The organism is Mesosutterella faecium (assembly GCF_022809315.2).
Lineage (GTDB): Bacteria > Pseudomonadota > Gammaproteobacteria > Burkholderiales > Burkholderiaceae_F > Mesosutterella > Mesosutterella faecium.
Genome location: NZ_JAKZJU020000001.1, coordinates 1,963,594 through 1,985,729, shown reverse-complemented (window position 1 = coordinate 1,985,729; position 22,136 = coordinate 1,963,594). Strand labels below are relative to the sequence as shown.

Here is a 22,136-nt window from a genome sequence, read left to right as displayed (position 1 = left end):
GGTGTCTCGTAAATTATTGGTTTCTTTTATGTTTACAAGACGAATGTAACGATTGAGCGTGTCGTGAATTGAAATAAAGTACCCACCAAATTATTCAGAACCAAGAGACCACCCCTCCCAATTTTTTTTATGAGAGGGTTCCGTTGTGGATCGCAATTCGTTAAAACATCAGAGCAGAAAGTCACATTATGAAAGGTCCGACTTCATGCTCTCAAAATCAATTCAGCAAAGCATTCTGGCTCTGCATGAGCAAGGGCAGAGCATCAGGTACATCCATCGCACGCTGCGCGTGTCCCGCAAGGCCATCAGGCGGTACATCAAGGGCGTTGTTCCACTGAAAGTCGGCCGGCGTCCCGGCCCCAGCCTTGCCTTCCTCCAGGCCCATACTGAAGATGCCCAGGCACTTTTTCTCAGGGCAGAATGCAGCGGCCCGGTGACCATCCGGCTGATCCAGGAAAAATATGGAGTGGAAGTGCGGCAGGACGTCTTCAACCGCTTCATCAGAGGCTTCCGGCATCAGGTCAAGCTTCAGAACATGCCTTCGCCCGACAGGTTTGAGACCCAGCCAGGCGACCAGATGCAGATTGATTTTGGCGAAAAAGACGTTGAAATTGCAGGCCAGATGACGCATGTGCATGTTTTTGTCGCCATTTTGGGCTATTCGAGGCGCATTTTCGCCATGGCGTTTGAAAGAGAGACCCAGGAGGCCTGGCTGCAGGGCATAGAGCAGGCGTTTATTTATTTTCAAGGAGTTCCTAGGCAGGTGATCAGCGACAACGCAGCCTCGCTGGTGGCTTTCCACCAACGCCGGGGTGAGGTTCGCTTCACTGACCGGTACCAGTTTCTGGCAGACCAGTACGATTTCACCCCTGTCGCCACTGCCGTCCGCAAGCCCCGGTCCAAAGGCAAGGTTGAGCGCAGCGTCGGATACGTCAAGCACAATGCACTGGTGGGGGTGCGCTATAAATCTTTTGAACAGCTGAACATGAACCTGCGGGCCTGGTGCGGCCAGACGGCCGACCGGCGTGTGCTGGCCAGTTTCCAGCACACGCCCCTGGAACGCTGGCCCGAAGAAAAGAAAGCGCTGAGGCCGCTGCCGTGCGGTCCTCAGTATTCAGCGATCTGGGTGACGAGAAAGGCAGACAAATGCGGTTTCATCCATTTGGAAAACCGCTGCTATCGACTCCCCGATGCCTGTCGGCTGCAAGAGGTCCGACTCCATGTAAGCTCACAAAACCTCGAGGTGTACTGTGGACAGAAACGGATCATCTGCCTGGATAAAACCGCAGATGCATATTCGCCTCGCCAGCAGCCGTTGTCAACCCCGAGGAACGCTGCAAAAGCCTTTGAGGAAGAAAAAAAAATCCTTCAGAAAGATCCCGTTTATCAGGCGTATCAGGCAGCTGGTGCGGGCATGCCGGAAAACTCTGCGCAATACAACCTGCTGTTTGTTGGGGCTGAACCCGAAGGAGTTCGGCCATGAGGGAAACAGACAAAGAGCTTAAGGCCTGTGCGGCCCGCTTGAAGCTGACGTTCATTCGGGACAATCTTGAAGACCTGCTCAAGACCGCCACTGAAAACAAAATGACGGTCAGGGAGGCCCTTGCGTTTCTGTTCGGAGAGGAAATCAGGCGGCGCAATGCCAACCGTTGCTCGCTCTGGATGAGCGGCGCTCATTTTCCGGTCATTAAGGAACTGAGGGATTTTGATCTGACATTTCAGCCGTCCATCGACCCTGGCCTTTTTCGTGAAATGTGCAGCCTGGAATGGGTCGGCAACGGGGAAAATGTCGTCCTGGTCGGGCCTCCGGGAGTGGGGAAGACGCATCTGGCCATCGGTCTGGGAGTCAGCGCCGTTCGCGCCGGCATGACGGTTCGTTTCTTCAGTGCCAAGGATTTAATTGAAGTTCTTTCAAAGGCCTACAGCGAAGGCGTTTTTGAAAACAAACTCAAGGAAATCAACAAGTCCAGGCTGCTGATCATCGATGAACTCGGCTATACGCCGCTGTCGCCGGTGCAGACGCAGCTGCTGTACCACCTGGTGGCTCTGAGATACGAAAAGAAGAGCGTCATTGTGACCAGCAACCGGCCAGCCGGCCAGTGGGAGCTGTTCATGGGGGACAAAGCGGCCTCAAACGCAATCCTGGATCGGCTGCTCCATCACTGCACCGCCATCGCAATTAAAGGCGAGAGCTACAGGATCCACGAAGGCAGGATGCGGAAATTTAAGAAAACTAAAGCAAAGGAGGTGGGGGCAGAAAACACTCAAACCAGCTGATCATCGTACGTCGGGGTGGTCCCCAAGTTTTCACTTTTTTGGGGGGTGCTTAGTTTTCAATATTGACAATTGAGCGGATTTGCCGTTGTAAACGCAACGGAGCCTTTGTCGAGGGTTTCCAGCGGGCGGAAGTTATGTGACGTAAAGATCAGCTGCCCCCGTCCCTGTTCTGAAATAATTCTCAGCAGCTCACCCAGCAGATATTCAAAAATGCCGGAATCCAGATTATCGACGGCTGCGGTAACCGATTTCCGGTTATAAACGCCGATGAGCAAAGGCAGTACGGCAATGATTTTCCTGATGCCTTCGGATTCATATCGAAGAGGAATGGGCGTTCTGTTTTTGACGGACACAAGCTCCACCCGCTTTAACATTTGTCCCGCGGAACTTAATTCATTGCCTAAATCTTTGAGTTGAATTTCCAGGCCAGGGATCAGTTTCTCTAAAACCAGGCTGATCTGGTGCACATTCCTTTGGACCGAAAGAAACATCGGCTCCGGTAAAAGAGCGGGGCCGTTCAGTGTCAGTGGAACGCTCCCGAAAGGCGCCGTGTGCTCCTGGCTGCTTTCATATTTCATCCGCAGGGGAAGGACATCGAGGTGCTTCGGCATCCCCGCCGCAGGGCCGAACACAAAAAGTTGCGCCGTCCCATACAGGTTCAGCCTTTGCAGTATTTTGCAGACCTGCTCGGACAAAGGCAGAGCTTCAGGCGAACTTCCCATGCGCTGTTTGATCTGTTCCAGCAGCGCCGGGCTCCAAATAAAAGACAGCCGTCTTTCTTCCGCAAGTTTTTTGGCGACTGTTAAATTCGCCCTGGCCTCAGGCGAGCGGCCGATCAGCTGCCTGTACTTGGAGACCGGGATAAAAGGGTTCCCCGAGGTGTCAATTAGAAGAGTTCTCCTGAGGCCGCCGTTTTTCTCCGGCAGTGCGGCATACAGCTTTTCATCCTGAATAACCGGGTTGACCGTCTCGCCCTGTTCTGCTTCATCATCCGGCGCATCAGTAGAAAGCCGGAGCCTTCTGAAGATTTTGAATTCATAAGAGACAGGCACTTCTCCTGAATCGAAGCGGACGCAGAAATCAAAGGACAGGCGTGCGCATCTTTCTCCCGCCTGAATGTATTCCGTGAGATTTTCATCTACAGAATGCCGGGACAGGATCTGCTGCAGCACCCGTAGTGCTGCTATCAGCGCGGTCTTCCCGGAGCCGTTCTGCCCGCAGAGCCCGAGGACGCTGGCCGAATGGACGCGCCTGCGGTTCACTAAGGACAGCTCCCCATGAGCGACGCTGCGGAAATGCTCAATGAGGACGGAAGTAAGCCGAACCCATGAATCACACATTTTCTGTGTTCCCTGCCTCGAAGGCGCTTCAAATCTCTTGACACAAGAAAAGACGAAGGTTGGATTTAAATTAATTCTTTAAAAAGATATTTTTTATTCCATTTTATTAAAAAACGAAGCACTCAAGAACGCTTTAGCGGATCTTATGAGAACCGGTGCCCTGTACCTGAACGAAAGTCTCAGAACAGTCATGGATCCGATGGCCTGGCAGGGACGCCAAAAGTTTCGCTTCATTCCTCAGGCGGCAGATGAAAGAGGCCGCAGACGCGGCAACAGCGCTGTTAAGGAGTGTTTGGCTGTGAAAAGAGGTCGTAAATCCATTGGCGCAATTCCTCGTTCACTTTTTAGGATGGCGTTCATAGATTTGTTCTTGCTGAACGTTCAACCTTAAAGGAGAGGATTGCATGATGAAGCTCAATCGAACGCTGCCGTTTGTTTTGCTGGCCGCTGCGGGAACCGCTCTTGCTTATACACCGGGCACCTACAGGGCCGAGTACCCCGGGCAGAACGGGATGGTTCCCGTTACCGTGACTTTCTCCAAAAATAAGATCGAAAAAATCGTTGTCGGAGAAAACAAGGAGACTGTAGGCATCGGCCAGACGGCCGTGAAGAAGCTCCCGGGACGCATTCAGCAGTATCAGTCGCTTGGCGTCGACCGGGTTTCCGGCGCGACGGTTTCAAGCGTCGCGATTCTGCAGGCCGTGGCGAACTGCGTGGAGCAGGCGGGCGGCGACGTGAATGCGCTGCTCAAGCCCGTCCGGGCCAGGCAGGTGAACGCGAAGAAGACGCTGTCCTCTGACCTTGTCGTGATCGGAGGAGGCGCTGCTGGCATGATCGCGGCCATCAACGCCTCTCAGCAGGGCCTCAAGGTCATTCTGCTTGAAAAGCAGGAATTCCTGGGCGGGGCCTCCAGCATCTGCGGGGGCGTGGTCGACACAGAAGGATCCGCCGCGCAGAGGGCGCTGGGCGAGAAGACGGACACGCCGACCAAGTTCGCCTTTGACCTGATGGCCAACGGCCAGCAGAAGAACGATCTGTCGGGCCTTACCTTTTATGCGGAAAATCTGGGCCGGAGCATTGACTGGGTGGTGAGCCAGGGCGTGCAGCTCGATATGAAAAAAGGATTTGCCTTCCGTGCCGAGCACAAGACGCCCCGCGTCATTCCGCTTTTGGGCGGCTGCCCGAGATACGCACAGACCCTGCGTGAGGTCCTGGGCAGGTCCAGGGCGAAGGTCATGCTCTCCACCAGGGCGACGGACCTGATCACCCGGAAGGGGGCGGTGACCGGGGTCCGGGCGAAGGCCTCCGACGGGACGTCGTACACCATCAAGTCGAAGGCGGTGCTCCTTGCGACCGGCGGCTATGGCTACAACAAGGAGATGCTGCAGGGAGACCTGAAGAGCGCCCTTTATTACGGCCCGGTTTCCTCTACCGGGGACGGTCACAAAATGGCTGAAAAAGCGGGCGCGGCCATGCAGCTGATGGAGTACGGGAAGATCTATCCGCAGGGAATTGAAAGTTCTCCGGGCATCGCCAAATCCACTCTTCAGGGCAACAACGCCGCCTATGACAACAGCGGCATCCTGGTCGACCTGAAAGGCAGGCGGGTCGTAAACGAGAAGGGAACGGGCCACGCGATCCTGTCCGTGCTTCTGAAGCAGCCGAAGCACACCCTGTTTCTCTTGATGGACAAGCCGAGCTTCGAGGCTTTCAGGTCCGTGAGCGCGAACAACGGCATCTCCCAGACGGACATCGATCAGTGGCTGAAGAACAACGGCAGCCAGGCCCCGCTCTTCATCCACGGCGAGACGCTCAAGGAGGCCGCCGACCGGGCGGGCATCGACTCCAGGGCGCTCGAAGAGACGGTCTCCCGGTACAACTCTTTCGTGAAGAACGGAAAGGACGAGGACTTCAGCCGTCCGGTCCGCTTCATGAAGAAGACGATCTCCGGGAAGGGTCCCTATTACATCGTTGAGCAGAAGCCCCGGTTTGCGACGACGATGGGCGGCGTGGTCCTGGACACCTCGCTGCACGTCCTCGACAAGGCCGGCAGGCCTATTCCCCATCTGTATGCGGCAGGCGAGGTGGGCAACAGCGTCCATGGCACCGATTCCGCTCCTGGCGCCAACGTTGGCTGGGGCATCACCTCGGGCAAGTCTGTGAGCGATGTGATCGTTAAGGAGATCAGGCGCTGAAAGGCGCAGAGGCAGCTCGTCTCCTGAATCGGTTCCCGGCCTGCTTTTCTTCCCGCGGCTTGAGCAGCCAAAAGGGAAGGAGGCCGGGAATTTTTCTCCCTGCAAATCCGGAAGGTGGCTTTTCTCTTGGAGGCGGCCGGCCGCCATGCGCCGCCCTCGGCGCACGGAAATGAGTGCATGGGCCGGAAGAGCGGACAAACGCCCGTGTCCGGACACCGAATTGCTGATGCAGAGGCTTCCGGCTATGCCTCCTTCCTTCGCAGGCAAATGCTGGAAGAAAAACTGCTGGCTTAAAAGGAGAAGATGGCCTAAAAACCTAAAGGTAAAAGGGGGATGGATGATACAAACCGGTGTGGTTTTATCTTGCGCCAGACTTGCGGAGGACTGCGGCAGGGGGCTCAGGGGCAGGAAATGTTGCTAATCACACAGCACAAACTCTTTCGGGTGACGTCGGCGCTTGAGTACTTCTTTGCCGGGCTGCCTTTCGCTTGTTAGGGGTGCTGATGAAGATTCCAGGGGCTGGCAGACCTGCGATGCGCCGGAGGGCAAAGGGTTCCTGGAAGGTTTAATTCACAACACCTCGTAGCGAGCGGCAGGCAGAACGTGAGTTATTTTTCCGAAAGGGCCTTGAACAACGAGTCAAATTCATCAAATATCGGCTTCAGTTCCCCTTTAAGGGCGCTTTTCTTCATTAACCGGTGTCGTTCAGAAGAAGCAGGAGGCACCGCCAGTTTATCTCGAACAGTGAGGCCGCCGGCGTCATTTCTGCTGCAGTCAGCTCCCGTGCGCGACAAATTTTTCTCTTCCTCAGAGAGGCTCCTTTCCGGCATTTCCTTGACCTCCTGATGGTGATGTCTAGTGAAATTGTATTGTCTTCTGTGCGTTTGATTGCACTTTCGGTGGAGCAGAGAGTTTTCCCGCAGGTCAAAAGCGACAGGCCGTGGCCCTCACTGATATTCGAAGCTGCGGAAGCGGCTGAATAGAGGCGGCTGAATGGAGGCGGCCAAAGGGGCCGCCCTCCTGCAGTGCACCTCAGGGAAGTTTTTGTGAGAGCCCCGGGTGAAGAGGGGACGCGTCAGGCTTCCTGCCACCTAAACTCCCGGTTAACTGATCCCTAACGCAGGACTTTAGGCGGGAAGGGCACCGACAGAAGCAGCGAGAGAAAATCCCGCTGCTTCTTCGTTATGGGCCGCGTCACCCAGGCATTGCCGCTGGGGCGTTTGTCCGCCTTGATGCACCTTAGCTTTGCCAGCAGGCAGTCAATCGAGTTGTGCGGGAGAGAGACTCCCGGAGCAGCACAGTCGCGGGCCCGCTTCAGCATCATGAGCCTGATGGCGGCGGCCAGAGTGCAGATGAACAGCTTTCCAATGTACCCGGTCTGCGAGCAGCGCAGACGGTCTCCGTCTACCTGGTTCTTGAACTGGTTGAAGTCGAGTTCGACCCGTCCCCTCAGGCGATAAGCCCAAAGAGCGCGGAAGGGATCCTCTTCCTCATTGGTCCGCAGAACAAACATGCCGGCATAGCGGCAGGCGTCCCGCATTGCGTCATCTTTCCTGACCCATCTCAGCGCTCCGTTCCTGCCAGAGACCTTTTCTACAAAGCGCCCGCAGCTTCTCCACAGGTCATCGGGCCGCCTGCCGCCTTCATTGAGGATGTCCAGCAGATCCTCGATTCTGGCCGCCAGCTGCTTCATCTCAAGCTCATCTCCTCCCGGAAAGCGGTAAAGGTGGACGTAGACCGGTTTTCCAACGGGGCCGAAATCCGTATTCCGGGTCCAGTCTTCCTTGATCGTCCTTGCGTACACCTCGAGCCTGGGGTTGTAGAAGCTCACGTCGCGCAGAGACGCGCTGTAGCGGTCAAGCGCACGCAGGACTGAGTCTTCGGCCCTGCGGACGCCTTGAATGAAGCGCAGCTCGAGATCGAGCATCTTCTGCACGTTATAGAGGCTCCCATAGCCTCGGTCCGTCACAAGAACCGTGTCTTCAAGGTCAAATCCGGCGCTTTTCATCCGGTAAAGAATGTCGCTCAGGGCGGTGACGTCATTGACGGAGCCCGCATAGGCATGCGCATAGGCAATGTCGCCGGTGGCCTGGTCGCAGACAAAGGTGTAGTTGATCTGCCTGAGCTCTGGATCGCGTTTGGCATGCCCGAATTCAGCATCATCGATGGTAGTCGAGTACGTGGAGACGGAAGTGTTGTCCAAGGCGTAAAAAGTCTTCTCCTGCCGGCTTCTCGCCTGCTCGAGAATCCTCTGGTGCCGCAGGGCAAAGTAACTCTCGACATTCTTCTGCTTCACGCTTTCCATCAGTTCGCTGATGCGCTGGGAGCTGAGCCGGCTGCGGGTCTGGAGGTAAACGTTGCGCCGCCAGTCCTCGCAGGCGGCCATTGATCCCCCGTTGTCAAGCTTGTAAATGGCAAGCGCCAGCAGGTCATTGGCATCGTCTCCGAAGACTGCTTTCAAATCGCTGCGCATCCCGGATTGATCGGCAATGGACTCGGCCGCCCAGGTCACGCCGGCGCTGAGCGTCTCATCCAGCTCCGGATCTTCCTCTGGCTTGGGTCCGGGTGCGGCCGGAAAGTCCTGCCGGTAGGTCACTTCATCCACGAGGGTTTTGTCGACTCCGTAAAAGAAGTCACCTTCGGCATAGGCGGGAAAATCAGCCAGGAAGCGCTTCCCAAACGACACTCTGCCATCCTCATGCAGCCGCCCCGCATAGCGTTTCGCGCTGCGGCGGGACTGCTTTTTCACTGGATCCCAGCGTGTCTGATAGGCATAGACGTAAGAAAGTCCTTGGGCGTTTGTTTCAACAGTGAAATGCCATCTGTCAGGGTTGTTTCGGCGCATGGGACAGCCTTTATGATCATTATTAATAAAATATGGATCATTTTACATTATAAAAGAAAACTCCACAATTTCTTTTTCAAAGAAATCACGGAGTTATCAACTTTAATAAGAGGTTGTTTGACTTACGTCATCCTTTTTCTTGATCAGTTAAATGGGAGTTTGGGCTGCCAGAGCCGCATCAGATCATTGGGAGAGACAACTTCCAGCGGGCAGTCTGGGTAGGTTTTGATAAACGCTTCCGAAGACTTAGCACGGGCCTTTGGAGACAGCCTGCAGTCAAAGGCGCGCATTTTCTGATCCGTCAGTTCAATGAAGTCGACTGTCTGCGGCTTGTGTCCGGTTGTTTTCCAAAAATAGATTTCTGAGAAGTCCTGCTGCAGGCTGTGGTACTTGACCCGCTCCATGAAGAAGAAATTTTCCCAGAGTGCGCCGGCATCGGCGCGGGACGACAGAGGGGAGAAGTCCCGGATGACGGCGTTTCGGATTCCTGTGTCGCAGAAGTAAATCTTTTTGCCTTTTTTCATTTCATTGCCCAGGTTCTTTGAGAAAGAGGGGCAGACCTTGATGATGAAGCACTCCTCAAGCAGCCGGATGTAGTCCATGACCGTAGCTTTTGCCAGGCCGGTTTCCCGGCCCAGTCCTTCGTAAGTGACGACGGAGCCTATGCTCCTTGCAAGCAGCCGGACCAGATTCTCAAATTTGATGCTGAAGCGGATGCCGGAAAGATCAAACAGATCCTTGTAAAGCATCGCTCCGCAGTGGTTGATGAGAATTTTCTTTGCGTCTTCCGGGTGAGTGCAGACTTCCGGGTAAGTTCCGTAAACAATGCGGGTGCCCAGGTTCTGCAGGGTCGTTCCCCAGCTGCTCGAGCCGGCGAGCTCTGCCGTTGACAGGGGCCAGACGCAGATTTCTTCGATGCGACCCAGCGCCGATTCTCTGACGCCGGCAGAAAGTTCCAGAGAGGAGGAGGCGGCAGCGAACAGTCTGACAGGTTTCTCTAGCCAGGCATCTGCGTCTGCCAGGCGCTTGATGAGGAGCCCGATCCCCGGTATGCGCTGCGCCTCATCAATAATGACGGTATCCGCGCTCAACAGCAGGGTCCTGATGTCGGAGGAGGCCTGCAGGCCAAGGAGGGCAGCGGCAGAGGCGCAGTCGTCACCGCTGTACCAGGCGGCAGAACCCCGGCCGGAGAGCATGCTCAGCAGAGTCGTTTTCCCAGCCTGGCGGGGCCCCAGGAGCACGCAGGCTTTGGAAGGCCTGCTGCTCTGCAGGAGCGCGGCAACCGAGCGCTCAATGAAAGACATAAGGAAAGTTCAAAAAGGGTGAATGGTCAGGCTTTTCCAAAATTTTAGTTCCAGGAATTCCTTTGATTTTCCTGTTCCCCGGGTTCGGCGGAGGGCGTCAGGTATTGAACGCGGTGCTCCTGGCTGGCGGCGGGCAGGAGGAGCCCTGGGGCGGAGGAGCGGCCGCGGAACCGGATCAGCCTCAGCAGTTTCGGCCGTCTCCATGCTCCGCTCCTAAAAAATTCGTAAAGTCCGTTGAACGAATTTTTCGTAAAAATCGTTCACTGCGGTTGACGAATTTTGTCGTTCTCCCGGCCCGTGCCTTATGTTCCAGAGACGGGGTGAATATGTCCGGGACCTGGGGCGGGCCCGCCGGCCGCGGAGGCGGTCCCCGCATGCTTAAGTCCCTGGAGGCTGCGCACGCCCGTTCTTTCAGGAAAGCTTCGGCAAATCAGGGACTTCAGGGCCAGGCCCCGGAAAGCCCCGGAAGGGGCCGGGAGCCCCTTTTTCGAAGAGAAAATAAAAATAATATGAAAATGTTAAAAATCAATAGATTGCAAAATAAATTTAAATTAAAGCTTTTAATCCGGAAACCCCCTTTCGATTTTTCCACAGCTCCTTTGGATAACTCGGCCCTTTTTCGAAAATCCTGTTTCGGATTCAGTGATTTGTCGTACTGCCTATTTTTTAAGCAATTTAAGAAAGCCATCCCATAAAAAGAGGGTGTTTTCTTTTAAAACGAATATTTTTTGATAATATGAATAAGTTTTGTGGACCTTTTTAAAAAGGAACTGCGGAAGAATTCAATGTCTGTTGAATTCCCGCAGTTTTTTATTTTCTGCCTGCCGCTTCGCGAAATGCCGCGCCCCTCTTCCCCGCGGGCAGCAGGAGCCGGAGGATGCCTCTGGATGGCGGCCCCGAACCATCCAGGCCCGGAAGAGCGCCAGATCAAGCGCCCAGGCGGGCGGGGCAGGCGGCAAGGACGAAAGCGGGGCCGCAGCCCGGAACCGCGGGCTTTTTCTGAAATGGGATTTTTCGGCCAAAAATCTAAAATGAGCTCCCGGGGCGCGCCCTGCCGCCGCCAGCGGAATCTCCGCGCGACCGCTCCCAGGCCTTGAAAAGGAAGAAAGGCCGTCGTCTTAAAGGAGAGGGACATGGACAAAGGGCTCTTGGCGATTACGAGGCGCCGGCTCCTCACGGGAGCGGCGGCGGGCTCCGCGGCGCTGCTTGCCGGCTGTGCCTCGGGCGAAGGCGCAGTCCGCGCGGAACCGGACGGGAAGAAGGGCGGGCTCGCTGGCGCCTTTCACACGCCCCATCTCACGGTGGGGGCGGACACGGCCCGCAGCGTCACGGTCGAATGGGTGAACCCCGGAGTCGACCGGCTGGAGCTTCGGGCGGCGGGCTCCGGCACGCTTCTCAAGTCGATCGAGAGCCCCGCCCGCGGCGTGACGCTCGAGGGACTCGGGTTCCCGCTGCACGCCGTGCAGCTCACGGGCCTGGATCCTGCGGCTTCCTACGAGTACCGGATCGGGGAGAGCGGCCGCTGGCACGGTTTTCGGACCGCGTCGGACTCGGCCGTGCGGGCGCTTGTCTTCACCGACACCCAGTCGAAGGACCTCTTCAAAACATGGAAGAAGATCTACCGCGCGGCTCAGAAGCAGCAGCCCGGGGCCGACTTTTCAACCGTCCTCGGGGATCTCGTCGACATGGGCTCGAAGCTCGGCTACTGGGAGGACTGGTTCGCGGCGGTGCGGCCCGGCGCGATGAGCCAGCCGATCGCCCCCGTGATGGGCAACCACGAGTGCTACCGGATGCGGCCCGGCGAGCGGCATTTCAGCCGGACCTTCCCCGCGCCCTACCTTGAGTTCTTCACCGTCCCCGGCAACGGCGTGCCGGGGCTCGAACGCTGGTTCTACACGTTCGATTCCGGCCCCGTGCACTTCGTGGTCCTCAACACCCAGTGGCTCGATGCGGAGGACTTCAGGCCCGGGCTCCTCGCCTCGATGAAGGCCTGGTTCCTCGAAAAGGGCAGGAAGACCGACCGCCCCTGGACCGTGGTTCTCATGCACAAGGACATCATGCACTACCCGAGCGCGAAAAAGCCCGGCCTCAAGGTGGGCTTCTCGAAGACCGGCCGCGCGCTGATGCCGCTTTTCGAAGACAGCGGGGTGGACCTGGTCCTCGCCGGCCACCTTCACACCTACCGCCGCCGCGGGCACATCCGAAATTTCCGCCGCGCGGCCTCCGGCCCCTGCTACTTCGTCTGCGGCGTGGCGGGGAACCTTCCCCACGACATCGCGGCCGTGCACAAGCTCGACATTGTCCGGGGGACGCGCCCCGAGCTCGGCAACTACCTCCTCCTTGAGGCGGACAGCGGAAGGCTCTCGGTGAAGTGCTTCCTGCCCGACGGCCGAGAGTTCGACCGCGCGGAGCTCGTGAAAAAGGGCGGCGCGGCCTGAAGGCGCCAGGGAAAAGCGGGGATCTGAAGGAAGCACCCGGGCCTCGGGCGGAAAGCGGCTTTCCGCAGGCTATGATAGGACTCTGTTTTCCCTTTTCCTTTTTTTCGGAATCAGGGCCCCCTTTTAAGGAGGCGAGAAGCCCGGCATGCCCGTCGTCTACCACAATTCGCTTGGCCGGTTCCGCGCCGACATGCGCGATCCGCACCTCATCCCGCTCATGCTCGCGGACATCTTCCGTTCGGGCGCGCCGCTCTCGCCCGAGGAGGCGCAGCGCACCCGCACGAGCGAGTTCCGTTCCTGGTCCAACTCCCTGGGCTACGTCGAGAAAGCCCTTGCCATGGGCGCTCTGCCGGACGACTGCGGGGTGCTGCTCGAGTACCGGCTGCCGCGCACGAGCCGCCGGGTGGACGTGATCGTGACCGGGCACGACGAGAAGGGCGCTGCGAACTTCGTCATCATCGAGCTCAAGCAGTGGAGTAGCGCAAGGCCCCTGCCCGAGGATCCGGGGCTCGTGGAGACGCGGGTGGGAGGAAGGGACCGCGTGCTCACGCACCCGAGCCTCCAGGCCTCTTCCTACGAGCGGTTCCTTCGCTCGATGTGCGCGCCGGTCTACGAGGGGAAGATCCGCCCGCGCGCCTGCGCGTACCTGCACAACGACTACACGGACAAGGCGAGCCTGTCCGCGCCGCCCAACGACGTGTACGTGAGGCAGGCCCCGCTTTTTGACGCGCGGGACCAGTCGCGCCTTGCGGGCTACCTGAAACGGGCCGTCGGAGCCGGCCGCGGCCGGGCGATCTCCTGGGAGCTCCTCAACGGGCGCCTCACGCCCTCCCCGCGCCTCATCGAAGAGGTCGGCCGGCTCTTTTCAAAGACTAAGCGCGAGGGCTTTGTTCTGATCGAGGACCAGTACGTGGCCTACCGGCGGATCCTCACGCAGGCGAAGCTCACGGTCGAGCGCGACTGCGAGGCCTTCGAAAAGCCAGAAGGGCAGCGGCGCTTCGCCCGGAAGGCCATCATCGTTGAAGGGGGCCCTGGAACGGGCAAGTCCGTGGTGGCGCTCACGGTGTTTGCGGAGCTGCTGCGAAGCCTCTCGTCCGACTCCTTCGCCCGCAACATCCGCTTCGTCTCGCCCACCGCCTCGTACCGCAACGCGCTGCTCGCGGTCTTAAAGGGCGTGAAGCCCTCCGAGCGGTTCGAGAGCCTGCGGCGCGCGGGCGACGTGAACTGCTTCTTCCGCGGGGCGACCACCTTCTTCAAGCCCGAGTCGCGCAGCGACTCCGGCCCCGGATTCGACCCCGCGCTCATCGCTCCGGATTATTCGGTGCTGGTGGTCGACGAGGCCCACAGGCTCAACACCCGGACCAACATGTACCGCGGCAGCTCCATGGTGCAGGACGTGATCCGCGCGGCCGCGGTCTGCGTGTTCTTCCTCGACGAGGAGCAGAGCCTGCGGCCGGTCGACGAGGGCAGCGTCGAGCGCATCCGCGAGGTGGCCTCGCACTACGGGGCCGAGGTCGTGGGGCCGCTCAGGCTCGAGGCGCAGTTTCGCTGCCAGGGAGCCGAAGGGTTCCTCAACTGGCTCTCGGACGCGCTTCAGATGCCGCGCCGGAGCGGGGCCACGGCAAACGAGGAGGGGTGGGACAGGAGCGCTTTCGATTTCGATGTCCTTGACGATCCGCGGGAGCTCGTGCGCTGGGTCGAGGACATCAATGCGAAGCTGCCCGCCGGGCACAGCCTCCAGAAAGGCGGCGTGCTCGAGGGCGCGAGGCTTCTCGCGGGCTACGCCTGGGACTGGTCGCCTGAGGGCGTGAACCCGGACGCCCAGGTCAACGACGTCGAGGTTCACGACCACGAGGGGCGGGTGGCGGTGTCGCTGCCCTGGAACAGCCGGAAAAGCTCCACGGAGTGGGCCATCCTCGACAGCACCCGCGGCCAGGTGGGCTGCGTGCACACCTGTCAGGGGCTCGAATTCGACTATGTCGGGGTCCTGATCGGGCGCGACCTGCGCTACGACCCGGTGAAAAAGGAAGTCTTCGCGGACTACGACTCCTTTAAGGACTCGGCGGGAAAGGCAGGGCTCTTTGGAAGCGGCTGCGGCCTCAAGGGCGCAGAAAAGCGCCGCCTGAGAAGCGGCCTCGTCCTCAAGTACGTGCAGCGCTGCTACCGGGTGCTGCTTTCGCGCGGGATCCGCGGGGCCCGGGTCTACTGCGAGGACAAGGCGCTTTCCGACTACCTGAAGGCAAAGCTCGCCCTCGCCCGGGACTTTTCGAAGTCCCGGGGCTGAACCCGATCCCTTTAAACCGGCCGTCCGCTTCGCCGGATTGCCCGGGAAAGCAGCGCGAGGCAGGGAAAGCTCGCCGCCGTGACGGCCAGGGCGAGCGCGGTGCCCGCGCGGCCGCCGGCCCCCGCCGCGCCGAAAGCCCCCGCGATCACGGGGCCGAGCAGCCCCGCGGCGGAAAAGCCGCAGAAGACGATCCCGTAGTTCACCCCGGCGTGGGCGGGACCGAACCGGTCGACGGTAAGCCCCGGGTAGACGGCCATGAAGCTGCCAAGCGACGCCCCGGTGAGGGCCCCGGAGAGAAGAAAGAGGGCGTAGTCGCCGCGGCCGGCAAAAAGTAGCAGAACCAGCGCGGCGAAGGCCGCGGCCAGCGCGCCCGCGAGCACCGGAAGGCGCCCGAGGCGGTCGGAAAGGTGTCCGGCGGCGAGCCTCGAGGCCATGTTGAAGAGGGCGATGAAGGAAACCGCGAGCGCGGCCTCCTTCGCGCCGGCCCCGATCAGGTCCCTCGCGATCGAGGCGGCCTGCGAGAGAACCATCATCGCCGCGAGCGCTCCGGTAAGAAGCACCAGGATCATCGGGAGGAACTCGGGGGCTCGGAGCATCTCCCGCGGGGAAAGCCCGCCGGAGCGGGGGCCGGCCGCGGCGCTTCGGGCCCCCGGAAGATCCGCGGCGAGGGCGCATGCGGTCATCACGGCGGCGAAGACCGCCCCGAGCGTGAAGAACGTGCCGGCAATGCCGACCGATTCGATCAGCGCCTGGGCGGCCGGGGGCACGAGCACGGAGCTCAGGCCGTAGGAGGCGGTGACGAGCCCGGAGGCGAGTCCCCGGCGCCCGGGGAAAAGGCGGACGGCGGTGCTTACCACCGCCCCGTAGGAGAGCCCGAGCCCCAGGCCAAAGAGGACCCCGTAGCCCGCGATGACCTGGGCCGCCTCCTGCGCGAGCCCGCAGACGGCAAGCCCCGAGCCGATGAGAAGCGCCCCCGCGATGATCACCGGGCGGGGCCCGAAGCGGTCGTTCGCGAGGCCCCCCGCGATCATCGGGACCGGGCCGATGCCGTTTGCGATCCCGAAGGCGAGCGAGAGCCCCGAGGCGCCCGCCGCGGCGCCGGCTGCGGCAAGCGCTTCGGCCTTTGCGGCCGCGAGCACGCTCCAGGCGTAGATCGAGCCCGCGCAAAAGCCGATGAGGCACAAAAGCGCGAGGGTTCGTCCGGGGCTGCGGGGGCTCGCAGGGGTCATGGGCTTTTTCCTTCTGGCGGTAATCGGCGGGCGGCCTTGGGGCGGCGCCTCCCTGCATGATGCCTCCCGCGCGGGATTTGCGCCACCGGGAAAGCGGGGAAAGCGGCCCCGGGGGCTTGTTCGCTAGCTTTTGGCTAACGAAGCGAAAGGCATTTCATATATTTGTTTTTTAATCTCTTTCTTTATATTTTCTCCGGCACGCAGGGATTGTCGTTTCGTTTTTCCATCAAGGAGAGAAAACATTAAGATCATGAACAGAAGGAGCTTCTTCGCCTCGGCCGCAGCCCTTGGCGCCGCGGCGGCCCTCCCGGTTCGCAGCGCCTCGGCTTCGTCGCCCCGGCGCTGGGACCGCACGACCGACGTGCTCATCGTAGGCGCGGGGCTTGCGGGCCTCACGGCAGGCGTCACGGCTCTGAGGGCCGGCGCGAAGGTGATGCTGATCGACAAGCGCGCCTGGTTCGGGGGCGACGGGGTGCTCTCGGCCGGCCAGTTCTACAGCGCCCGCACGCCGCTGCACGACGCGGCCGGCATCACGCAGCACGTCGAGGTCGAGGACTACTGGAAGCAGATCGAGTCCGGGGTCGACGACGAGCCGCTTTCCAAGGTCCGCGACAACCTGCGCCTCTCGGTGATCTACTCGGGCGTGAACAAGCACAACCCCGAGGTCCTGCACCGCTCGGCCGAATATTCGCCCCGGGTGGTCGCCTTCGTGCAGAGCTACGGGATCAAGTTCCGCAGGATGAACCCTGCGAAGCCCTTCCAGTGCCCGACTGAAAACGGCTCGATGAGCAAATTCGCCGAAGGCATGGTCTCCGAGATCGAGCGCCGCGGCGGAAAGATCCTCCCGCTCACGAGGGCCTCGGAAATTGTGATGGACGGCGGCCGCGCGGTGGGCGTCATCGCCCGCCCGGTCTCGGGCGGCAGCCCGGTCGCGATCCGAGCCCGCTCGATCGTGATCGCCACCGGGGGATTCCTCAACAACAAGGCGATGATGAAGCGCTACAAGCGCTTCTGGTCCGGGATCCAGACGGGCTTTACCGCCGTGGGCGACGGAGTGCCGACGGACCACACGGGCGACGGCATCGTGATGGGCCGCAGGGCAGGGGCCGCGATCGAAGACATGGAGTCGATGCCCAAGCTCTACGCAGGCCCCAGGAAGGGCACGCCCGGGGTTTCCTGGATCATGTTCGACGTGGACACGGCCTTTCTCGTCACGAAGGCCGGGCGGCGCATCACCAACGAGCACGAGTCGCGCTATTCGGGCTGCGCGCTCAAGCTCCTGTCGACGCACAACGAGGTGGGCTACGCGGTCTTTGACGAGAAGACCTTCCGCGGCCCCAACCGCGACCGCTGGCAGTTCGACAAGGCGCTGGCGGGGCACGGGCTTTTCAAGGCGGACACGCCCGAAGAGCTCGCGGCCAAAGTGGGAGTCGACCCGAAGGGGCTGCGCGAGACGATCGACCGCATCAACCGGGACGGGAAGACGGGCAGGGACACCGAGTTCGGCCGCACCGATCCGCTGTTTCGCGCGATGACTCCCCCGTACTACATCACGGCGGCGAACTGGCCGCTGGCCTACAAGACGGAGGGCGGGCTCGAGGTGAACCCCGACTTCCAGGCCCTGCGCGCCTCGGACGACGCCCCGATCCCCGGACTCTATGCGGCGGGCTCCACCTGCGGGTCCATCTCCACGAGGCTCTGCGACGTCGTCGCCTCGGGGCTCATTGTGGGCAGGATCGCCTCGGCCGCCCGGTAAGCCCGGGGAAAGGGGCTTTACTCCCGGCTGCACCCCGGCCCCGCCGCCTGCGTCTCACTCTCTCTCCCTGGGACGGGGCCGGGGCGGGCCAGGCCCGGGGGCTTTTCCCGCTTTCCGGGGCCGCGGGACCGTTTCCTCCGGCCGAGAGATAATAAAGGGTTCATTTTCGACCGGAGCAAGCGATGAAGCCCGACTATAAAAACTGGATCCCCCGCAGCCTTCTTTACGCGACCGGCTTTGCGACCGCGGTCTCGCTCACCGGGGTGGTCACGGCGTTTTCGAGCCTCGCGCCCGGGGCGATTCGGACCTTCTCCCTGTTCTTTTTCGGCATTGCGCTGGTGATTCTCGCCGGGGCCTGTGCGGTGATGATCAGGCTCACCCGCGCCTTCGACCTGAATGATTCAGGCTCTTACGCGCGCCGGATCATCGACGACATCGCCGCCCGCGCGAAGCTGGCCGAGGGAGGAAAGGGGCTTGACCTCGGGACCGGAACCGGCGCTCTCGCGATCGAGGTCGCCCGGCGCCACCCGCGCTCGAGCATGGTGGGCATCGACACCTGGCCGCGGGTGTTTTCCGGCGGCAGCGGCAGCCTCGCGCTCTGCGAGTCCAACGCGCGAGCCGAGAACGTCCCCAACGTGACTTTCGAAAAGGCCGACGCCGCGAAGCTGCCTTATCCCGACGAGTCCTTCGATCTCGTCGTGAGCAACTACCTCTACAGCAGCTCCTCCATCCTCAACAAGGGAAAGCTGATCGACGAGACGATGCGGGTGCTCAAAAAGGGCGGGCATTTCGTGCTCCACGACTACTTCGGCCGAAAGGAGAAGTTCGGGGACATGAACGCCTACGTTGAAAAGCTGAAGAAGGCGGGCTTTGAGAAGGTCGAGCTCCTCGACACGACCGACGGCCTGTTCATCACGAAAAAGGAATCCTGGAAGCTCAACCTCTCGGGCTCCGAGCTCCTGATCGGCCGCAAGTAAGGCGGCAGTAGAAGCGGGCTTCCCTCTTTTGGTCCGCCGGGTGCCGGACGCCCGGCCCGGTCCTTGCCCCCGCACGGGCCCGGGGCCCGCCTCAGAGGCTTCAGAGCCGTGCTTCACGCGCGGGCGCTTTAAAAAAGCCCTTCAGGCAGGGCTGTCTGAAGGGCTTCCCGAACCGCGGCCCCTGCCGGGGCGGCTGGATTCGATCGCTTCGGATCGGCCGGGGCCGGCAGCGGCTCTTCCCCGCGGTTACTTTCTGGCCTCGAGCGAGTCGAGCCTTGCGGCGATAGCGTCGAACTTCGTCTGCAGGGCGTCAAGCCTGGCCGCGAGATCGCGGTTCTTCGCTTTTTCTTCAGCGAGCTCCGCCTTTAAGTCGGCCGGATGCGTGTAGCTGCCGCCGAAGCGGTAGGAAAGGCCCACGTTCACCATGTGGCTGTCGGAAGCCGATGCGGCGTAGCCCGCCGAAAGGAGCAGGTTGCCCGTGTCGGTCGGGTACAGGAAGGCGCCGACTGAAACGCCTTCCCTGCTCTTGTAGTGGCCGAGGCCCGCGGAGATCGAGAACCTGTGGTTCGGGTCGAAGTCAAGCGGGTGCAGGGCGGCCAGGGCCGCCGCGGCGGCGCCGGACTTCGCGATGTCTTCGCTCAGGTTGTTGATGCGGTTGTTCGCCGCCCAGAGCTGGCTGCCGATCACGGCGTCCGTGGAGTCCGGGGCTATGCGGGCCGGGGCGAGGTTGGTGAACTTGGCCCCGCCCGCGTCGAGCCGGCCCTCGGTCATCACGAAGCTGGTCGATCCCACCCTTTGCGTGATGGACTGCCCGGCCTGCTGGAGAATCGTCGTGCCGGCCTCGGTGCTGATGGATCCCGCGCTGAGGCCGTAGGCTCCGGTGACGCTGCTGGTGAGGCTGCCGCCCACCGTGTTGGTGAGGTCGCCCGTCGTTGTATTGGAGATCGAGCGGGCGCTGTTCGTCATGGCGCCGCTCACCCGGGTGTCGAGATTGCCGCCGATCGTGGAGCTTTGACTGCCGGTGACGGAGACCGTCCGGTCGCCGGCGACGTTCGTCGTCTGGCCGCCGTTGTAGTTTTCAGTCACGAGCCCCGCTACAGTCTCTGTGAGGGTGCCTCCGACCGTATTGGTCTGGTTCCCGCTCACCGTGTTGGACTGGTTCAGGGCTACGGTGGTTGCCTGGCTGCCCTTGATGTTGACAGTCTGATCCTTGGCGACGGTAGTGGTCTGATTGGACTTGTAATCCTCAGTCACATCGCCCTTGACGGTCTCCTGGAGCTGGCCCTCGACGTTGTTCGTCTGATTACCCTTGACGTTGACAGTCTGATCCTTGGCGATGGTAGTGGTCTGATTGGACTTGTAATCCTCAGTCACATCGCCCTTGACGGTCTCCTGGAGCTGGCCCTCGACGTTGTTCGTCTGATTACCCTTGACGTTGACAGTCTGATCCTTGGCGACGGTAGTGGTTTGGTTGGAACGGTAGTCTTCGGTCACGTCTTTCCCCACCGTTTCCTTGAGTTCGCCCGTGACCGTGCTGACCCGGTCGCCTTCGACTTTCGTCTCCTGCCCGCCGTTGTAGTTCTCCGTCACCTTTCCGGTCACAGTCTCCTTGAGAGTTCCGGTGACCGTATTGCTCTGGTTTCCTGTGACTTTGTTGGACTGGTCTCCGGTGACGTTGGTCTCCTGGCCCCCGTTGTAATTTTCAGTCACTTTGCCCGTGACTTCGTCCAGGCGCCAGCCTCCAACGGTGTTGTGCTGATAATCGCTGATCGTATTGTTCTGGCTGCCGATATTGTTGCTCTGGGTTCCTTTGACCGTGGTTGTCTGATTGGCCTGGTAGTTTTCGGTCACGTTGCCGGTGACATCCTCCAGAAGGAAGCCGTTGACAGTGTTGTGCTGGTAGCCGTTGGCCGTGTTGTTCTGGCCGCCGTAGACCGTGGTCGACTGGCCGCCTTTGTAATTTTCAGTCACATTGCCCGTGACTTCGTCCAGGCGCCAGCCTCCAACGGTGTTGTGCTGATAACCGCTGATCGTATTGTTCTGGCTGCCGATATTGTTGCTCTGGGTTCCTTTAACCGTGGTTGTCTGATTGCTTTGGTAGTTTTCAATTACGTTGCCGGTGACGTCCTCCTGGAGGAATCCCCCGACCATGTTGTGCTGATAACCGGTGGTTTTGTTGTTCTGGTCATCAGCAGTATTGTTCTGGGTTCCCTTGACCGTGGTCGTCTGGCCTCCGTTGTAGTTTTCGGTGACCAGCCCGGTTACAGTCTCCTGAAGCTGGCCGCCGACAGTATTGATCTGAGTGCCCTTGACATCAGTGGCCTGATTGGACTTGTATATTTCGTGGACGTCGCCAGTGACCTTCTCATAGAGCTCGCCGCCAACAGTATTGTTCTGGTTGCGGCCGACTTCTGTGGACTGGTCGAGTGCAATTTTGTTGGTCTGTTTGTCTGTGATGGTTGTCTGCAGCCCGGTGACGGTCGTTCTTTGGCCGCCCTTGTAGGTTTCGTCAACGACTCCCTCAACAGTCTCCTGGACATAGCCGTTGACAGTGTTGCGCTGGACGCCGCCGACGACATTGGTCTGGTCTCCCGTGACCTTGGTTCTTTGATTTTTCTTGTAGGTTTCGTCCACGTCGCCGCCAACTTCCTCGGTGAGGAAGCCGCCAACATTGTTGATCTGAAAGCCGCCTGCAACGTTAGTTTGATTCCCAGTGACTGCAGTCCTTTGGTGCCCCTTGTAAACTTCTTCCACGTTGCCCGCTACAGTCTCCGAAAGCTGGCCGCCGGCAGTAGTAGTCTGGGAGCCCGTGACGTCGGTGCCCTGGTTGGCCTTGTAGATTTCGTGGACATCGCCAGTGACCTTCTCATAGAGCTCGCCGCCAACGACATTGCTCTGGTCGCGGCCGACTTCTGTGGACTGGTCGAGTGCAATTTTGTTGCTTTGGCGGTCGAGGAGGTTGGTCTGAAGCCCTTTGACCGTAGTCTTTTGGCCGCCCTCGTAGTTTTCAAGCACGTCCCCCTTGACGGTTTCACGAAGCCTTCCGCCGACATAGTTGTACTCTTCGCCGTAGACAAGGTTGTTCTGATGGCCTTGAACCGAAGTCTCCTGGCCGCCGTTGTAGTACTCCGCGACGCCCCCGGTCACGGTTTCCGTGAGCCGGCCTCCGACAGTGGTGGTCAAGTGGGTGCCGATGTTGTTGATCTGCTGGCCTCTGATCTGGTTGTTTTGGGTTCCGGCCCGGAGGGTCCGTGTTCCCTTGACATAGGTGTCCTGATCAGCGTTGTAGGTTTCGTGTACGTTGCCGCCGACTGTTTCCGTAACCTGTCCGCCGATGCTGGTGCTCTGGTTACCGTGGATTGTGTTGCTCTGGTTGCCGATCTCGTTGACCTGGTTTTTCCCGACGTGGGTTTCCTGGTTTTGCTTGTATGTTTCGCGCACGGTGCTTGTGACCGTCTCGTAGAGCTCGCCGCCCACCGTGCTGCGCTGGG

At 60.2% G+C, this 22,136-nt stretch carries 13 protein-coding genes; 7 read left to right on the top strand and 6 right to left on the bottom strand.

The features are described 5' to 3' along the window. Positions 1–145: 145 nt before the first annotated feature. Together istA and istB are read left to right on the top strand one after the other, a co-directional pair. Positions 146–1,483, top strand: coding sequence for an IS21 family transposase (istA, locus tag MUN46_RS09030; protein WP_285230598.1), 1,338 nt, complete (start codon positions 146–148; stop codon positions 1,481–1,483). Then, positions 1,480–2,277 carry an IS21-like element helper ATPase IstB gene (istB, locus tag MUN46_RS09025; RefSeq protein ID WP_285230597.1) on the top strand — a complete coding sequence of 266 codons (798 nt, stop codon included), beginning with the start codon at positions 1,480–1,482 and terminating at the stop codon, positions 2,275–2,277. Before istA ends, istB begins: the two co-directional genes overlap by 4 nt. A 56-nt stretch (positions 2,278–2,333) precedes the next feature. On the opposite strand, the gene MUN46_RS09020 is transcribed toward istB, so the two are convergent. Beyond that, positions 2,334–3,617, bottom strand: coding sequence for an AAA family ATPase (locus MUN46_RS09020; protein ID WP_243377756.1), 1,284 nt, complete (start codon positions 3,615–3,617; stop codon positions 2,334–2,336). Between the two features lie 404 nt (positions 3,618–4,021). Here MUN46_RS09020 and MUN46_RS09015 point away from each other — a divergent pair, with 404 nt between their 5' ends. Beyond that, positions 4,022–5,812: an FAD-dependent oxidoreductase gene (locus MUN46_RS09015; RefSeq protein WP_243377757.1), complete on the top strand. Its 1,791-nt coding sequence runs from the start codon at positions 4,022–4,024 to the stop codon at positions 5,810–5,812. Between the two features lie 608 nt (positions 5,813–6,420). Here MUN46_RS09015 and MUN46_RS09010 read toward each other — a convergent pair. The 3 genes from MUN46_RS09010 to MUN46_RS09000 form a co-directional block, all read right to left on the bottom strand. Next, the gene (locus tag MUN46_RS09010; RefSeq protein WP_243377758.1) at positions 6,421–6,642 is read right to left on the bottom strand and encodes a hypothetical protein; all 222 of its coding nucleotides are present in this window, start codon (positions 6,640–6,642) and stop codon (positions 6,421–6,423) included. A gap of 284 nt (positions 6,643–6,926) precedes the next feature. Continuing rightward, positions 6,927–8,657 carry an IS1634 family transposase gene (locus MUN46_RS09005; protein WP_285230558.1) on the bottom strand — a complete coding sequence of 577 codons (1,731 nt, stop codon included), beginning with the start codon at positions 8,655–8,657 and terminating at the stop codon, positions 6,927–6,929. Positions 8,658–8,800: 143 nt separating this feature from the next. Then, entirely contained in the window at positions 8,801–9,961 is a 1,161-nt protein-coding gene (locus MUN46_RS09000) for an ATP-binding protein (protein ID WP_243377707.1), read from the bottom strand. 1,133 nt (positions 9,962–11,094) lie between these two features. On the opposite strand from MUN46_RS09000, the gene MUN46_RS08995 reads away from it, so the two are divergent. Then, positions 11,095–12,399, top strand: coding sequence for a purple acid phosphatase family protein (locus tag MUN46_RS08995; protein ID WP_243377706.1), 1,305 nt, complete (start codon positions 11,095–11,097; stop codon positions 12,397–12,399). Positions 12,400–12,544: 145 nt separating this feature from the next. Continuing rightward, positions 12,545–14,683, top strand: a complete 2,139-nt coding sequence (locus MUN46_RS08990) for a DNA/RNA helicase domain-containing protein (protein ID WP_243377705.1) — start codon at positions 12,545–12,547, stop codon at positions 14,681–14,683. Positions 14,684–14,694: 11 nt separating this feature from the next. Here the strand turns inward: MUN46_RS08990 and MUN46_RS08985 are convergent, their stop codons facing one another. Next, positions 14,695–15,912, bottom strand: coding sequence for an MFS transporter (locus MUN46_RS08985; RefSeq protein WP_243377704.1), 1,218 nt, complete (start codon positions 15,910–15,912; stop codon positions 14,695–14,697). A 250-nt stretch (positions 15,913–16,162) separates the two neighbouring features. Here MUN46_RS08985 and MUN46_RS08980 point away from each other — a divergent pair, with 250 nt between their 5' ends. Together MUN46_RS08980 and MUN46_RS08975 are read left to right on the top strand one after the other, a co-directional pair. Next, positions 16,163–17,668, top strand: a complete 1,506-nt coding sequence (locus tag MUN46_RS08980; RefSeq protein ID WP_243377703.1) for an FAD-dependent oxidoreductase — start codon at positions 16,163–16,165, stop codon at positions 17,666–17,668. A 182-nt stretch (positions 17,669–17,850) separates the two neighbouring features. After that, positions 17,851–18,645, top strand: coding sequence for a class I SAM-dependent methyltransferase (locus MUN46_RS08975; RefSeq protein ID WP_243377702.1), 795 nt, complete (start codon positions 17,851–17,853; stop codon positions 18,643–18,645). Positions 18,646–18,891: 246 nt separating this feature from the next. Here MUN46_RS08975 and MUN46_RS08970 read toward each other — a convergent pair whose 3' ends face one another. Further along, entirely contained in the window at positions 18,892–22,122 is a 3,231-nt protein-coding gene (locus tag MUN46_RS08970) for a bacteriophage T4 gp5 trimerisation domain-containing protein (RefSeq protein ID WP_285230596.1), read from the bottom strand. Between the last annotated feature and the right edge of the window lie 14 nt (positions 22,123–22,136).

What these genes read in the sequence shown, in the direction of transcription:
- MUN46_RS09015 (WP_243377757.1), top strand. Translation starts at nt 4,022, where the DNA reads ATGATGAAGCTCAATCGAACGCTGCCGTTTGTTTTGCTGGCCGCTGCG.
- istB (WP_285230597.1), top strand. Translation starts at nt 1,480, where the DNA reads ATGAGGGAAACAGACAAAGAGCTTAAGGCCTGTGCGGCCCGCTTGAAG.
- MUN46_RS08995 (WP_243377706.1), top strand. Translation starts at nt 11,095, where the DNA reads ATGGACAAAGGGCTCTTGGCGATTACGAGGCGCCGGCTCCTCACGGGA.
- MUN46_RS09000 (WP_243377707.1), bottom strand. Translation starts at nt 9,961, where the DNA reads ATGTCTTTCATTGAGCGCTCGGTTGCCGCGCTCCTGCAGAGCAGCAGG.
- MUN46_RS09005 (WP_285230558.1), bottom strand. Translation starts at nt 8,657, where the DNA reads ATGCGCCGAAACAACCCTGACAGATGGCATTTCACTGTTGAAACAAAC.
- MUN46_RS09010 (WP_243377758.1), bottom strand. Translation starts at nt 6,642, where the DNA reads ATGCCGGAAAGGAGCCTCTCTGAGGAAGAGAAAAATTTGTCGCGCACG.
- MUN46_RS08990 (WP_243377705.1), top strand. Translation starts at nt 12,545, where the DNA reads ATGCCCGTCGTCTACCACAATTCGCTTGGCCGGTTCCGCGCCGACATG.
- MUN46_RS08980 (WP_243377703.1), top strand. Translation starts at nt 16,163, where the DNA reads ATGAACAGAAGGAGCTTCTTCGCCTCGGCCGCAGCCCTTGGCGCCGCG.
- MUN46_RS08975 (WP_243377702.1), top strand. Translation starts at nt 17,851, where the DNA reads ATGAAGCCCGACTATAAAAACTGGATCCCCCGCAGCCTTCTTTACGCG.
- MUN46_RS09020 (WP_243377756.1), bottom strand. Translation starts at nt 3,617, where the DNA reads ATGTGTGATTCATGGGTTCGGCTTACTTCCGTCCTCATTGAGCATTTC.
- MUN46_RS08985 (WP_243377704.1), bottom strand. Translation starts at nt 15,912, where the DNA reads ATGACCCCTGCGAGCCCCCGCAGCCCCGGACGAACCCTCGCGCTTTTG.